The organism is Rugamonas aquatica, assembly GCF_009380215.1.
Lineage (GTDB): Bacteria > Pseudomonadota > Gammaproteobacteria > Burkholderiales > Burkholderiaceae_D > Rugamonas > Rugamonas aquatica_B.
This window is the reverse complement of sequence record NZ_WHUG01000001.1, coordinates 221,864-237,111: the sequence shown is the minus strand read 5'-3', so window position 1 is coordinate 237,111 and position 15,248 is coordinate 221,864. Positions and strand designations below refer to the sequence as shown.

Below are 15,248 nucleotides of genomic sequence, written 5' to 3'. Positions count from 1 at the left end.
CTCAATGACGCTGCGGCGCCGCCGCTTTCGGATAGAAATGCACCGGATGGGCGCCCCCGACCATGGCCGGCGCCAGCAGCGGTTCGATGCCGTCGGCGCCGGGGCCGAAGGTTTCCAGCGCCTCGTCCATATCGCGCACCGGCGGCTCGCTCAACTCCTCGGCCTGTACCGGCGTCAGCGTCTGCAACAGGTCGAACACGCAGGCATACGGGCTGCCGTTGGCGTGCAGCTTGCGGCCGATGTAGGCCAGCACATGAATCGCGTCACCCAGCACGCGCTGCGCCTCGGCCTGCTCCAGCTGCGACAGATACTCCAGGAACAGCGGCACATAGTCCGGCAAGTCGTTGCCGACCATTTGCAGGCCGTGCTTGCTGTACTCGGCCAGCAGGTCGACCATGGCCTGCCCGCGGTCGCGCGATTCGCCGTGGATATGCTCGAACAGATGCAGCGAATGCGACGGGTTGCGGTCGAAGGTCGTCACATACTGTTGCTGCAAGTCGATCAGCGCGGTGCGGCGCATGTGCAGCATCAGCCCCTCCAGCGCGGCGTGCCAGCGCGGCAGCGTGTCCAGCAGATGCCGGTCCAGCTCCGGCAGCTCGGCCAGCAACTCCGGTTCCGGGTACAGCAGCAGCGCCGACAGCACGCAATAGCCGTGGGCTTCATTTGAATAGTCAGACATCGAGGCTCTCCTTCTTTTTACGCGACTTCGGCATCGACATGAATATCTCCGAACCGTGCTTGCGTTTGCCGAACAGGCTGGCGTCGCTGACGCCGTCCGAGCAGCCGTTGCCGAAACTGAAGCCGCAACTGCCCTTCTCGTTGAAACTGTCCTCGGCCATTTCCTTGTGGCTGCTCGGAATCACGAAACGGTCCTCGTAGTTGGCGATGGCCATGATGTGATACATGTCCTGCACCATCTCCGCCTCCAGCCCGACCTGCTTCAGCACCTCCAGGTCCGGCACGGCCGCCACATGCTTGCTGCGCATATAGGCGCGCATGGCCAGCATGCGGTCCAGCGCGCGTATCACCGGCTGCTGGTCGCCCGCCGTCAGCAGGTTGGCCAGGTATTGCACCGGAATGCGCAGGCTGGCTGTGTCCGGCAAGATGCCGTTCTTGCCCATGCGGCCAGACTCTGCGGCGGCCTGGATAGGCGACAGCGGCGGGATGTACCACACCATCGGCAGCGTGCGGTACTCGGGATGCAGCGGGAACGCCACCTTCCACTCGACCGCCATCTTGTACACCGGCGAACGCTTGGCCGATTCCAGCCACGAATCCGGGATGCCCTGCCGGCGCGCCTCTTCAATCACGGCAGGATCGTGCGGATCGAGGAACAAGCCCAGCTGCGACGGATACAGGTCGCGCGGATCGGCCACCGAGGCCGCCTGCTCGATCTTGTCGGCGTCGTACAGCAGCACGCCCAGATAGCGTATGCGGCCCACGCAGGTTTCCGAGCACACCGTCGGCTGCCCCGCTTCGATGCGCGGGTAGCAGAAGGTGCACTTCTCGGCCTTGCCGGACGACCAGTTGTAATAGATCTTCTTGTACGGGCAACCGGAGATGCACATGCGCCAGCCGCGGCACTTGTCCTGGTCGATCAGCACGATGCCGTCGTCCTCGCGCTTGTACACCGAGCCCGACGGGCAAGACGCCACGCAAGTCGGATTGAGGCAATGCTCGCACAGGCGCGGCAAGTACATCATGAAAGTGTTCTCGAAGGTGCCGTACATTTCCTTCTGCATATTGTCGAACAGCTTGTCCTGGCTGCGCTGGGCAAACTCGCCGCCCAGGTCATCCTCCCAATTCGGACCCCACTCGATCTTTTCCATCTTCTTGCCGGTCAACACCGAGATCGGACGGGCCGTCGGCGGCGTTTCCGACAGCGGCGCGTTTTGCAGGCGCTCGTAGTCGTAGGTGAACGGCTCGTAGTACTCGTCGATCTGCGGCAGGTTGGGATTGGCGAAAATCTGCGCCAGGATCTTCAGCCGGCTGCCCTGACGCGGCTCGATCTTGCCGGCGTCGGTGCGGCGCCAGCCGCCGTTCCACTTGTCCTGGTTTTCCCAGTCCTTCGGATAGCCGATGCCGGGTTTGGTTTCGACGTTGTTGAACCAGGCGTACTCCACGCCGTCACGGCTGGTCCACACGTTCTTGCAGGTGACCGAGCAGGTGTGGCAGCCGATGCACTTGTCCAGGTTCAGCACCATGCCGATTTGCGCGCGAATTTTCATGCTTTGCTCCCATTCGTTTCTTTCAACGGACCTTCCAGCCAGTCGACCTTGTTCATCTTGCGCACCAACACGAATTCATCGCGGTTGGAGCCGACCGTGCCGTAGTAGTTGAAGCCCCACGACAGCTGGGCGTAGCCGCCTATCATGTGGGTCGGCTTGGTGACGGCGCGCGTCACCGAGTTGTGGATGCCGCCGCGCTTGCCCGACATCTCGGCGCCAGGCACGTTGATGATCTTTTCCTGTGCGTGGTACATCAAGGTCATGCCTTCCGGCACGCGCTGGCTGACGATGGCGCGGGCAGTCAGCGTGCCGTTGACGTTGAACACCTCGATCCAGTCGTTGTCGACGATGCCGGCCGCCTTGGCGTCGGTCTCCGACAGCCACACGTGCGGGCCGCCGCGCGACAGCGTCAGCATGCGCAGATTGTCCGAGTAGGTCGAGTGGATCCCCCACTTCTGGTGCGGCGTGATGAAGTTCAGCGCGATTTCCTTGTTGCCGTTCGGTTGCGCGCCCAGCATCGCCGCCGTGGTCTTGGTGTTGATGGCCGGCTTGTACACGCACATGCCTTCGCCGAAATCGCGCATCCAGCGGTGATCCTGGTAGAACTGCTGGCGGCCGGTCAGCGTGCGCCAGGGGATCAGTTCATGCACATTGGTGTAGCAGGCGTTGTAGCTGACCTCTTCCGACTCCAGGCCCGACCAGGTCGGCGAAGAAATGATCTTGCGCGGCTGCGCCTGCACATCGCGGAAGCGGATGCTGTCATGCTCGCGTGGCAGCGCCAGGTGGGTGTGGTCGCGGCCGGTGATGGTCGACAACGCGTCCCAGGCCTTGACCGCCACGTGGCCGTTGGTCTCCGGCGCCAGCGACAGTATCATCTCCGCCGCGTCGATGGCGGTATCCAGGCGCGGCTGGCCGTGCGCCACGCCGGGCGCCGTCACCGTGCGGTTGATGCCGCGCAGTACCTCGACCTCGTGGCCGGTCTTCCAGCTGATGCCCTTGCCGCCGTTGCCTATCTTCTCCAGCAATGGGCCGATGGAGGTGAACTTCTGGTAAATCTGCGTGTAGTCGCGCTCGACCACGGTGAAATTGGGCATGGTCTTGCCCGGCACCGGTTCGCACTCGCCGGCGCGCCAGTCTTTCGGATCGAAGGGTTGGCCCAGCTCGCCCGGCGTATCGTGCATCAGCGGGGTCAAAATCAAATCCTGCTGCGTGCCCAGGTAGGCGCCGCCGATTTCCTCGAACTTCCTGGCGATGCCCTTGTAGATTTCCCAGTCCGAACGCGATTGCCACAGCGGCTGCACGGCTTCCGACAGCGGATGGATGAAGGGATGCATGTCCGACGTGTTCAGGTCGTCCTTCTCGTACCAGGTGGCGGTCGGCAGCACGATGTCGCCGTACAGGCAGGTGGTGGACATGCGGAAGTCCAGCACCACCAGCAGGTCCAGCTTGCCTTCAGCGGCCGGGCGCACCTTGACGTCGCGCGGCTTGATGCAGTGGTCCTCGTCGCTCATCAGCGCGTTCTGCGTGCCCAGCAGGTACTTGAGGAAGTACTCGTGGCCCTTGCCCGAACTGCCCAAAATATTGGAGCGCCACACGAACATATTGCGCGGGAAGTTGGCCGGATTGTCAGGATCGTCGCAGGAGAATTCCAGCTTCTTGTCCTTGATCTGGCCGACCGCGTAGTCGACAGGGCTCATGCCTGCGGCAGCGGCGGCGCGCGTCACTTCCAGCGGATTGGTCTGCAACTGCGGCGCCGACGGCAGCCAGCCCAGGCGCTCGGCCTTGGCGTTGAAGTCCAGCAGCGTCATCGGCGCGATGTCCGGGCCGGCCGTCGGCGAAGCGATTTCCTCGGTGTGCAGCTTTTCGTGGCGCCATTGGCTGGTGTGCGCGTAGAAGAACGAGGTGCCGTTCATCTGGCGCATCGGACGGTTCCAGTCCTGGGCGAACGCCAGCGGCGTCCAGCCGGTTTGCGGACGCAGTTTTTCCTGGCCCACGTAATGCGCCCAGCCGCCGCCCGATTGGCCGACGCAACCGCACATCATCAGCATGTTGATGATGCCGCGATAGGTCATGTCCATGTGGTACCAGTGGTTGAGCGCGGCGCCGACGATGACCATGCTCTTGCCGCGCGTCTGGTCGGCGTTCTCGGCGAACTGGCGCGCCACGGTGATGACGTCGGCCGCCTTGACGCCGGTGTGCTTGACTTGCCAGGCCGGGGTGTAAGGCACGTCGTCCTCGTAGCTGGTGGCGACATTGCCGCCGCCCAGGCCACGGTCGATGCCGTAGTTGGCCAGCGTCAGGTCGAACACGGTGGCGACCAGCGCGGTGCTGCCGTCGGCCAGCGTCAGGCGTTTGACAGGCACGTTGCGCATCAGCATATCGCTGCCGTCCTTGCCGCCGAAGTAAGGGAAGCCGACCGCCAGCACCTCATCGCTGCAACCGATCAGCGACAGCAGCGGATCGACCGGCGCGCCATTGCCGCCCTCTTTCATTTCCAGATTCCACTTGCCGGACTCGCCCCAGCGGAAGCCGATCGAACCGGCCGGCGCGACGATGCGGCCGCTGGTTTCGTCGATGACCAGGGTTTTCCAGTCCGGGTTGTTGGTCTCGTCCAGATTGTCGGCCAGGTGCGAGGCGCGCAGGAAGTACTCCGGCGCCAGCTTGCCGTTCTGCTCTTTCAGCAGCACCAGCATCGGGAAGTCGGTGTACTGCTTGGCGTATTCCTTGAAGTAGGCCGACTGGTGGTCCGCGTGATACTCTTTCAGTATCACGTGGCCCATCGCCATCGCCAGCGCGGCGTCGGTGCCCTGCTTCGGCGCCAGCCAGATATCGCCGAACTTGGCCATCTCGCCGAAGTCGGACGACACCGCCACCGTCTTGGTGCCCTTGTAGCGCACCTCGGTGTAGAAGTGGGCGTCGGGGGTGCGCGTCATCGGCACGTTCGAACCCCATACCATCAGGTAAGTCGAGTTGTACCAGTCGGCCGATTCCGGCACGTCGGTCTGCTCGCCCCACACTTGCGGGCTGGCCGGCGGCAAGTCGCAGTACCAGTCGTAGAAGCTCAGCGCCACGCCGCCGATCAGCGACAGGTAGCGCGTGCCGGCCGCATAGCTGACCATCGACATGGCGGGTATCGGCGAGAAGCCGACGATGCGGTCCGGGCCGTATTTCTTGATCGTCAGCGCGTTGGCGGCGGCGATCATCTCATTGCTCTCATCCCAGGTGGCGCGCACGAAGCCGCCGAGGCCGCGCACCGACTTGTACAACGCCGAGCGTTCAGGATCCTGGCTGATGTATTCCCAGGCGGTGACCGGATCCATGGTCAGCCTGGCCTCGCGCCACATTTCCATCAGGCGGCCGCGCACCATCGGGTACTTGACGCGCTGCGCCGAGTACACGTACCACGAATAGCTGGCGCCGCGCGGACAGCCACGCGGCTCGTGGTTGGGCAGGTCGGGACGGGTACGGGGATAATCGGTTTGCTGCGTTTCCCAGGTGATCAGCCCGTTCTTCACATAGACCTTCCAGCTGCACGAACCGGTGCAGTTGACGCCGTGCGTGGAGCGCACGATCTTGTCGTGCTGCCAGCGCTGGCGATAGGCGCTTTCCCAGGTGCGATCCTCGTGCACGACGGCGCCGTGGCCGTCGGAAAAGGTCGATACCGTTTTATTGAAGAACTTCAGGCGATCCAGAAAGTGACTCATGCTGCCTCCTAACTTGCACCCGGCGGGGACCGGGCATGCGGTCGCATGCAACATGCATGGACTCGACGATGATTGCAGTCTAAGGAGCGCGGGCGCTGGTGTGAATCGGCAAGATGGTGGCCGGGCGGCGCGAGAAGGACTAGGGGCACTACGCCGAAGTGACTAGTTCAAAAATCAACGGCGCAGTCGTGGCCGGCGCACGCGGGCAGCCAGCGGCCGTCGGCGGCGCGCACGGCGGCGGCGCGGACCAGGCCGGGCTGCTCCAGCGCGCCCAGCTGGGCAAGCATGGCCGGCACGCTGCAATAGCGCAGCACCAGGCCGCTGTCATAGCGTATCTGGCCGACGATGTCCGGCCTGGCGACGGGCGCCTCGCAACGCGTGCCGGACGGTGGCGTCCATGATCCACTGGCGGCCGGGCCGTAGCCCTGTGACATCCACGCTGTTCCGGCGGCGACCGCCAGCGCGACGGCCAGGCGGCCAGCCGTCCGATAATTCCTGGTGAGCCTCATCTTTAGTCCTTTACATCCGGCCGCAGTGCGGGCCGCGCCGCCATTATTCGCCGCGCGCCAGGTGCCGGTCCTTGACTTGAATCAAGCGGCGCCGGGGCGCCGGCAAGGCAAAGGAACTAGTCCAACTAGTCATTCATGGCGATGGGCAGCGGCGGCGGTCCGCGCTATACATACAGCCTGGGCCGCCGCGTCGCGCGCGCCATTGCATATTGAGGAAGTGTATGAACATCGCCACGTTTGAAGAATTGCTGATCGCCGCCGCCGTCCAGCCGCAGCCCCAACGCCTGCTGCTGACCTTTGCCGTGGCCGAACCGGAACCGGGCGCCGCGCCGGGCATGTCGCCGCGCACCACGCTGGTACCCGTCATGTGTGTCGACAAGCAGGTCGGCGAGCTGGACACCTTCGCCAACCTGGCCGAAGAAGCCCAGCACATGGGCCAGCCGTGGGATGTGCTGCTGATCACCACCCTGTCCGGCAAGGACGGCCGCCTGCCCGACGCCCAGCAGACCGATGTCGCGCTGAACAAGATGCTGGGCGCGATCCAGCAAGGCCAGATGGACCGCCTGCTGGCCTTCGACCGCCAGGGCGATCTGATGAGCTACGCCTGACATGGCCAAGATCTTCCCGCTGCGCCCGGCGCGGCCCGAGATGATCTGCTGGGGCTGCGACCGCTATTGCCCGGCCAACGCCATGATCTGCGGGAACGGCTCGGACCGCAGCCAGCATCCATACGAGCTGTTCGGCGAAGGATGGGAGAGTTTCGGCCTGAACGCGCAGGATACGTCGCCGTCCGCCACGCCGGATGCGCCGGAAGTCGACACCAAAAAGCGAACCGCCACTTAGCGCCATTTTTTCTTTTGCTCTTTTTCCCAGGAATAGTGAAATCTTATGAAAAAACAATTAAAATATTGATAAATTTAATTGTTTAACACTCACACTGCCCAAGGGACGTCATGCCATACATCAAAGTCGAAAACGGAGTCATGCAGGAGTACAATAACGACGGTCTCAACACCGGCCCCGTTGCCAGCATAGGCTTGAACGCGTATAGCTACCTTGAGCGACGAGCATGGTCTGCGACAGGCAGAGGCGGCACCGGACCAGACAATCCCGACTACGTCGATGACTTCCCCTTCCTTCAATCCAAAGGCATTAAATACCTGCAGGTGATGGTTGCTCCGTATGCCAGTAAAGATAGCACGCTGCCATGGGGGAAAGTGGTAGGCGAGCCTGCCTTCAGCGGCAACCTTGTCAGCAATCTCAACATCAATGACAGTTATTGGGCCACAGTCCAGACTTTCCTCGACTCCGCCAGAAGCCACAACATCGGCATCATCGCCTGCCCGTTCTGGAATATCAAGGCGATCCCGCAGTTGGTTGGGGAGAACAATAGCGCGCTGTTGCAAAGCGATTCGAAAACCAGGAATTACATACGCGCTTTCACAGCGGCATTCGTCGCCAGGTATAAGAATCATCAAGGCATCGCCGCCTGGATGGCCGGTCAGGAAATCACTCTAAAGACAGGAATCGACTTCAACACAGCCCCAGCCATTCTGAAGGAAATTGCTGAAATCATCCGGGCGCAGGATGATCTGAAACGCATGATTTCTTCGGGTAACGCGGCGCTGACGCACGTCAGCCCACGGCAATATACGATCGACCAGTATGCCGACATCGTCCTCGCGATGAATCCAAGCCCGATCGACACGCTGTGCGAAAACCTGTTTCTCAAAAGCGAGTATTTCAGCACCGGCGAATCGCCTGCAGACGTGCTGGGTACCGGCATGGAGGCCAACTTCACATCTTGCTCTCTGCCGTACTTGAAGGTGATGCAAAAGCTGGCCAAGGAATCAGGCAAACCATATTACGTGGGCAGCTTCGGCCTGACCAAGCCAGAAGAGGAGGCGCTGCAGGATAACACCCAACACAACCTGTCCACGTTGCTTCAGAATTTCTATCGTACCGGCGTGCAGCTTGCCTGCCATTGGGTATGGAACAGCGGTAACATAGGGGATCTAGACAAGTGGAAAGTGCTAGTTTCCGACACTCATCCGAGCGAGAACAAACGAGCGGAGGTCTTCGCGGCCATCACTGCGGTGCTCGACCGCTCTCGCACCGCGCCTCCGGACAACGTGATCGATCGGAAATTGAATAGCACCCGCTTCACCCGGTGCGCCACATTCAAAAATGCCCCGAACAAAAGCTGCTTGTTTACGATTACGCCCAAAACTACACTCTGTCCGGGCACGGATTTTTCCATCTCGTTCACCATTAAGCAAGACGACCAGTCAGTGGTGACGCCTGGGCCACTGTTCCGCCGATTCTCGGGCGCCGCGAATGTAGATGCACGGGGGTGGGTCGTGTACAAAACCTCTGCCAACCTATACTCGCAAGTGTTTGCTTTAGATAGTCTTGTCAACGACTCTAGCAAGGCTGGCGATGATGGGCGCACCAACGTGGCCGGCAAATGGACGCGGATCACCTTTACCGTGAATGCCAACTCCCGCATTGCACTCTATGTGAACGATTTCCTGATGTCGTACACATATAAGTCGCTCCAGTGGTCCAATGTCGATGGCAAACTCGCCATCCAGGTCGGGCGGGACAGCTACAGTTCGTCAACAGTAACTTGGCAACTCTCCGACATCATCCTGTACGACCGCGTTCTGACGCCGCAGGAAGTGTTTGACTATGGCGTGACGGGCCAGGTTGTCAACGCAGCGGGAAGATGGAACCTGAACGGCGATCTCAAAGACAGCATCAACAACAACGACGGCGTCAGCCCGGGAGGCACGAACGTCATCAGCTTCGATTCGACGCTATAACACACCCGGGCGACATGCCGGTCACGGCATGTCGTACCGTCAAGCCTTACCGGTGAGTACCAGGAAATGGGCAAAGTTTTCTGAGGAAGTAAAGAACTGTTCGAGTGGGACCGCTTGCCCACTGCGCACCATTGCGGTCAAGTCCGGTGCCGACGCAGTAGCCTCCTGCACACCTGAGGACATCATCTGCTCCACATTGCCAAGCTTGCGCGACAGCAGTCCGCAGGTGGCGGTCGCCACTGTCAGGGCTGCGCCTTGCAATAGAAAACGACGGCGTTGCTGCGCTGCCGGCGACGATTTGACTAGTTTCATTTCCCCTCCTGGTGTGTACGATAAGTAGAGAACGTATCACAGCAATAGCATTATTGCAACAATGATCCAATGCCATCGTCGCCCAAGCGACGCAATTACTTCAGTCACGGCATGCCGTCTAAGCAGTCATCGCCTCGCGCGCCGTCAGCGGGCACACCAGCGGCAGGAATTGCTGGCGGCGCGGCGAGTACGCCATCAGCGCGCCGCTTTGCAAATCGAAGTACCAGCCGTGCAGCTTGAGCTTGCCCTCGTCGACGCGGCGCTTGAGCCACGGATAGGTCAGCAGATTGTCCAGCGACAGCAGAATGCTGGCCAGCTCGCACGCGTGATGCTGCTCCGCGCTGCCGCGATGCGCCAGGTCGCGCCGCACGCGCTGCGCCACCGGTTCGGCAATCCGCATCCACTGGCCAACGAAATCCGTCTCGCGCTGCGCCGGCCGTGGCGCCATCAGCGCGCGGATGCCGCCGCAACCGGCATGACCCAGCACGATCACACGCTCCACCTCCAGCTCGCAGACGGCGAACTCAATCGCCGAACTGACGCCGGCCGAAGCCGTCGGCGTACACGGCGGCACCAGGTTGGCGATATTGCGCACCACGAAGATGTCGCCCGGATCGCTGCCGGTCAGCAGCACCGGATCGACCCGCGAATCGCAACAGCCTATCAGCAGCGTACCGGGCCGCTGGCCGGTGCGCAACGTGCCGTAAGGGCTTTCGCTATTGTTGAAATACTGCTGCTGGAAACGGCCGAAGCCGCTGATGAATTTTTCGATGTCTTGCATGGTCGTCCTTCAGGCGGCGCAGCGCCGCAGCGCAGGCACGTCCAGGATGTGTATCTTGCGCCCCTTGAAAGTGATCAGCTGCTGCGTACTCAACTCCGCAAGAATGCGCGAAAAGTGTTCAGGCGTCAGATTCAGGCGCGAGGCCAGCACGGCCTTGGTGGCCGGCAGCGTCAGTTCGCCGCCGGCTTCCTCATGCAGCTCCTTGAGCAGATAGCCCGCCACCCGCTGCGTGCCGGAGCGCAGCGAAAACGACTCCATGTCGCACATCAGGCTGTGCATGCGCTGGCTCAGGCCGGCCAGCATCTTGCACGCGAACTCGGGATCGGCGTGGATCTCGCGGTAGATCGCCGGCTTGGCTACGTGCAGCAGCAGCGTGTCCTCGGTGGCCTGGGCGGAGACAATGTAGGGGCTGCCCATGAACATCAGCGCCTCGCCGAAACTCTGGCCGGGGCCGATCAACTCAATCACCTTCTCGCCGCCGGCCAGCGACGTGAACGCCAGCTTGACCTGGCCATACACCACCTGGTGAAAGCCGACGCAATCGTCGCCGCGCTGGAAGATGGTGCCGCCGCGGTCGACGCGCAGCTCGGTGGTACCGAGCGCGATGCGCGACAATTCCTCCGCCCCCATCGAGTTAAACAGCGGCACCCTGGACAGGAAGGTCTGCACTTTGATTTTGTTCTTTTCCATACCCACCTCAAATGGTTCGCGAATACCGCACCGGCTGCGGACCTTCGACACGCGGCGCGTGCAGATAGCGGTCGAAGGCCATGCAGATATTGCGGATCAGCAGGCGCCCGCGCATCTTCACGCGCAAGCCCTTGCTGCCTATGCACAGCAAGCCCTCCTCTTCCAGCGGCTTCAGGCGCTCCAGCTCGGCGGCGAAATAGTCGGCGGCGGCCACGCCGTCCGGCAGCGTCAGGCTGGCGTAGTCCAGCTCGAAATCGCACATCAGCTGGCCGATCACGGCGCGCCGCAACAGATCGTCGGCGCTCAGTTCGATGCCGCGCGCGATCGGCAGTTCGCCCCGGTCCAGGCGTTCGTAGTAAGCCGACAGGGTTTTCTCGTTCTGGCTGTAGCTGGCGCCGACCGCGCTGATGGCCGACACGCCCAGCGCCACCATCGGCGCATCGGCATGCGTGGAATAGCCCTGGAAGTTGCGCTGCAACTTGCCTTCGCGCTGGCTGCGCGCCAGGTCGTCGTCCGGCAGCGCGAAGTGGTCCATGCCGATGTAGACATAGCCCGCTTCGGTCAGCCGCTCGATGCACAGACCCAGCATGGCCAGCTTGGTGTCGGCGTCCGGCAAGTCTTCGGCCTTGATCAGGCGCTGCGACTTGAACAGCTGCGGCATGTGGGCGTAGTTGTAGACCGCCACGCGGTCGGGCCGCGCCGCGACGATCTTGTCCAGCGTCGGCCCGAAGCTGGCCACGCTTTGCAGCGGCAGGCCGTAGATCAAGTCCACGCTGACCGAGCGGAAGCCGCAGTCGCGCGCCGCCTGCAGCACTTCCATCGTCTGCTCGTAGGACTGAATGCGGTTGACCGCCTGCTGCACCGCCGGATCGAAATCCTGAATGCCCAGGCTGATGCGGTTGAACCCCTGGCTGCGCAAGGTGGCGATGCGCGCCGGCGTCACCGTGCGCGGATCGACTTCGATGGAAAACTCGCCCTCCGCATCCGGCGCGAACTCAAACTGGCCGCGCAGCGTGGCCAGCAGACCGGCCATCTGCTCGTCGCTCAGATAAGTCGGCGTGCCGCCGCCGAAGTGCAGCTGGTCGACGCGGCGGCGGCCGGACAGCAGACTGCCCTGCATCGCGATCTCGCGGTACAGATAATCCAGGTACTCGACCGCCTTGTCGCGGTCCTGGGTAATGATTTTATTGCAGCCACAGTAGTAGCACAGCGAGGCGCAGAACGGGATATGCACGTACAGCGACAGCGGCGCCGCCGGATCGACGCCGGCCACGGCGGCACGGTACTGCTGCGCGCCGAAGCCGCCGTCGAAGCGGTCCGCGGTCGGGTACGAGGTGTAGCGCGGTCCCATCTGGTTCAACTTGCGCACCAGCGCCGCGTCGAATTCGACGGACGGGGTCAGTGCGATCACTCTGGCGGATGACATGATAGGACTCCGTTCAGCAAGGCATGGCCGCGTTCTTGCGGGCGTAGCACCACCAGGTGATGGCGATGCAACTGACGTAGAAGCCGATGAAGCACCACAGCGCCGCATCCGGGCCGCCGGTCATGGCGATCGAGGTGCCGTAGCTCTTCGGAATGAAGAAGGCGCCATATGCCGCCACGGCCGAGGTAAAGCCCAGCACCGCCGCGCCTTCCTTGTTGGCGTCGACGATGGCTTGCTGTTGCACGGCGGCCGGCTGGCCGGCTGCGGCGCGTTGGCGTTCGGTCAGGAAGATCACCGGGATCATGCGGAAGGTCGAGGCATTGCCGACGCCGGTGCCGGCGAACAGCAGCATGAACATCCAGAAGAAGCCGTTGAAGTTGCCGCCCGTGCCGCCGTGAGGCAGGAAGTTGATGACGCCGTACACCGCCGCGATCATGCTGGCAAAGGTCCACACGGTCACGCGGGCGCCGCCCAGCTTGTCGGAAATGATGCCGCCAACCACGCGCGCCAGCGCGCCGACCAGAGGGCCGAGGAAGGCGTATTGCAGCGGATTGACATCGGGGAACTGCGTCTTGATGAGCAGCGGGAAGCCGGCCGAATAGCCGATGAAGGAACCGAAGGTGCCGGTGTAGAGCCAGCACATCAGCCAGTTGTGCTTGCGCTTGAAGATCACAGCCTGGTCGGCGAACGACGCCTTGGCCGAAGCCAGGTCATTCATGCCGAACCACGCCAGCAGGCTGCTGACGGCGATGAACGGCACCCAGATGAAGCCGGCGTTCTGCAGCCACAGCGTGGTGGTGTGGCCGGCCTTGGTGGCGCTTTGCGAATCGCCGCCCAGCGCGCCGAACACGCTGCCGGTAATCACCAGCGGCACGACGAACTGCACCGCCGACACGCCCAGGTTGCCCAGGCCGGCGTTCATGCCCAGCGCGTAGCCCTTCTGCGCTTTCGGGTAGAAGAAGCTGATGTTGGCCATCGACGAAGCGAAGTTGCCGCCGCCGAAGCCGCACAGCAGCGCCAGCGCCAGCATGGTCGGGTAGCCGGTGGTGACGTCCTGCACCGCGAAGCCGATGCCGATGGCCGGGATCAGCAGCGAGGCGGTGGAGATCGTGGTCCACTTGCGGCCGCCGAAGATGGGCACCATGAACGAATAGAAGATGCGCAGCGTGGCGCCGGACAGGCCCGGCAGCGCCGTCAGCCAGAACAGCTGGTTGGTGCTGTACTGGAAGCCGATGGCCGGCAGGTTGACCACCACCACGCTCCACACCATCCACACGGCAAACGCCAGCGCCAGCGCCGGGATCGAGATCCACAGGTTGCGGTTGGCGGTGCTGCTGCCGCCGCTGCCCCAGAAGGAGGGGCTTTCCGGCTCCCAGGTGTTAATCATGTATTTGCTCATCATTTTCTCCTTGAATAGTTGTGGCTCAGGCAGGCACGGCACCAGCCAGCGCTTGCGGCTCAGGCTGTGACGCCGCCGTCGGGCGGAACGAGTAATGCATCCAGATCAGCGACACGCAGACCGTGCCGTACAGCAGCATGAAGGCGCTGGAACGCACGCCGGTCAGGTCCAGCAGCGCGCCGAACAGAATCGGCAGCACGAAACCGCCCAAGCCGCCAGCCAGGCCGACCACGCCGGACACGGCGCCGATGTTGTCGCTGAAATCGTCGCCGATGAATTTGAAGACCGAAGCCTTGCCGATCGCCATCGCGGTGCCGACCACGAACAGCAGCGCGGTGAACATCCACGGCGTCAGCGCCAGTTGCAGGTGGACGTCGCCGTGGGTGGTCTTGACGATCATCGCCGTCGGCGGATAAGACAGCAGGAAGAAGCAAACCCAGCACACCCACATCACCCACCACGTCACCTTGTAGGCGCCGTAGCGGTCCGAGATCCAGCCGCCCAGCGCGCGCAGCACGCCGCCCGGCAGCGAGAAGCAGGCCGCCAGCAGCGCGGCCAGGCGTAGGTCGAAACCGTATTCGCCGACGTAGTACTTGGTCATCCACAGCGCCAGGCCGACGTAGCCGCCGAACACCACCGAGTAGTACTGGCAATAGCGCCACACGCGGCGGTCCTTCAGCACCTTGAGCTGCTCGGACAGCGGCACGCTGGCGCCGCTCTGGTGCGATGGGTCGGTGGCCGAGAACACCCAGAACAGCAGCGCCGTCACCAGCATCGTCACCGCATACACGGTGGGCAGCGCTTGCCAGCCCCAGGCCGCGATGATGGCGGGGGCGACGAACTTGGTCAGCGCCGAACCGGAATTGCCGGCGCCGAAGATGCCCATCGCCAGGCCGCGCCGCTCACGCGAGAACCAGCGCGCCACATAAGGCGTGCCGACCGAGAACGAACCGCCGGCCAGGCCGATGAACAGGCCCAGCACCAGGAATTGCCAGAACTGCGTGGCCAGGCCGACCAGGTAGATGGCCGGCACGGTCGCGAGCATCAGCAGGAAGAAGACGATGCGGCCGCCGTAGCGGTCGCACCAGATGCCCAATGGCACGCGCACCAGCGAGCCGCTCAGCACGGGCATGGCGGCCAGCAGGCCGAATTCGGTTTCGTTCAAGCCCAGCATTTTTTTGATGGGGATGCCCAGCACCGCGAACATCATCCAGATCGCGAAGCAGATCGTGAACGACACCGTGCTGCTCGCGAGCACCTGAACGGCCTTGTTATTGTTAGACACTTTGAATCTCCTGACGGACATAGGGATGGCATCAGGGTAAGCGGCGCGGGCACGGCCGCCAATCGGCAGGAAGGCCAAGAGAACAAAGC

The 15,248-nt window shown here is 62.9% G+C and carries 13 protein-coding genes; 3 read left to right on the top strand and 10 right to left on the bottom strand.

Going from position 1 to position 15,248, the window contains the following annotated elements; translation table 11 throughout:
* Position 1: 1 nt before the first annotated feature.
* The 4 genes from narJ to GEV02_RS01070 form a co-directional block, all read right to left on the bottom strand.
* Entirely contained in the window at positions 2-679 is a 678-nt protein-coding gene (gene narJ, locus GEV02_RS01085) for a nitrate reductase molybdenum cofactor assembly chaperone (protein ID WP_152836110.1), read from the bottom strand.
* A complete protein-coding gene (gene narH, locus GEV02_RS01080; RefSeq protein ID WP_152836109.1) occupies positions 672-2,228 on the bottom strand; it encodes a nitrate reductase subunit beta in 1,557 nt (518 codons plus the stop codon). Before narH ends, narJ begins: the two co-directional genes overlap by 8 nt.
* Entirely contained in the window at positions 2,225-5,932 is a 3,708-nt protein-coding gene (locus tag GEV02_RS01075; protein ID WP_152836108.1) for a nitrate reductase subunit alpha, read from the bottom strand. The genes narH and GEV02_RS01075 overlap by 4 nt, the downstream gene beginning before the upstream one ends.
* Before the next feature lie 167 nt (positions 5,933-6,099).
* Positions 6,100-6,441, bottom strand: a complete 342-nt coding sequence (locus GEV02_RS01070; protein ID WP_152836107.1) for a hypothetical protein — start codon at positions 6,439-6,441, stop codon at positions 6,100-6,102.
* Positions 6,442-6,662: 221 nt separating this feature from the next.
* Between GEV02_RS01070 and GEV02_RS01065 the strand changes: the two genes are divergently transcribed.
* The 3 genes from GEV02_RS01065 (at position 6,663) to GEV02_RS01055 (ending at position 9,266) form a co-directional block, all read left to right on the top strand.
* A complete protein-coding gene (locus GEV02_RS01065) occupies positions 6,663-7,049 on the top strand; it encodes a hypothetical protein (protein ID WP_152836106.1) in 387 nt (128 codons plus the stop codon).
* A 1-nt stretch (position 7,050) separates the two neighbouring features.
* Complete coding sequence (locus GEV02_RS01060) at positions 7,051-7,284, top strand: DUF3079 domain-containing protein (protein ID WP_152836105.1); 234 nt, start codon at positions 7,051-7,053, stop codon at positions 7,282-7,284.
* 110 nt (positions 7,285-7,394) lie between these two features.
* The gene (locus GEV02_RS01055; RefSeq protein WP_152836104.1) at positions 7,395-9,266 is read left to right on the top strand and encodes a LamG-like jellyroll fold domain-containing protein; all 1,872 of its coding nucleotides are present in this window, start codon (positions 7,395-7,397) and stop codon (positions 9,264-9,266) included.
* 39 nt (positions 9,267-9,305) lie between these two features.
* Here GEV02_RS01055 and GEV02_RS01050 read toward each other — a convergent pair whose 3' ends face one another.
* From GEV02_RS01050 to GEV02_RS01025, 6 genes are all read right to left on the bottom strand, one after another.
* The gene (locus GEV02_RS01050; protein WP_152836103.1) at positions 9,306-9,578 is read right to left on the bottom strand and encodes a hypothetical protein; all 273 of its coding nucleotides are present in this window, start codon (positions 9,576-9,578) and stop codon (positions 9,306-9,308) included.
* A 118-nt stretch (positions 9,579-9,696) separates the two neighbouring features.
* A complete protein-coding gene (locus GEV02_RS01045; RefSeq protein WP_152836102.1) occupies positions 9,697-10,359 on the bottom strand; it encodes a carbonic anhydrase in 663 nt (220 codons plus the stop codon).
* A 9-nt stretch (positions 10,360-10,368) separates the two neighbouring features.
* Complete coding sequence (locus GEV02_RS01040) at positions 10,369-11,049, bottom strand: Crp/Fnr family transcriptional regulator (protein ID WP_152836101.1); 681 nt, start codon at positions 11,047-11,049, stop codon at positions 10,369-10,371.
* Between the two features lie 7 nt (positions 11,050-11,056).
* On the bottom strand, positions 11,057-12,475 hold the full coding sequence (hemN, locus tag GEV02_RS01035) for an oxygen-independent coproporphyrinogen III oxidase (RefSeq protein ID WP_152836100.1): 1,419 nt from the start codon (positions 12,473-12,475) through the stop codon (positions 11,057-11,059).
* Positions 12,476-12,488: 13 nt separating this feature from the next.
* Positions 12,489-13,874: a NarK family nitrate/nitrite MFS transporter gene (locus GEV02_RS01030; RefSeq protein WP_152836695.1), complete on the bottom strand. Its 1,386-nt coding sequence runs from the start codon at positions 13,872-13,874 to the stop codon at positions 12,489-12,491.
* Between the two features lie 25 nt (positions 13,875-13,899).
* The gene (locus tag GEV02_RS01025) at positions 13,900-15,180 is read right to left on the bottom strand and encodes an MFS transporter (protein ID WP_152836099.1); all 1,281 of its coding nucleotides are present in this window, start codon (positions 15,178-15,180) and stop codon (positions 13,900-13,902) included.
* Positions 15,181-15,248: the final 68 nt, after the last annotated feature.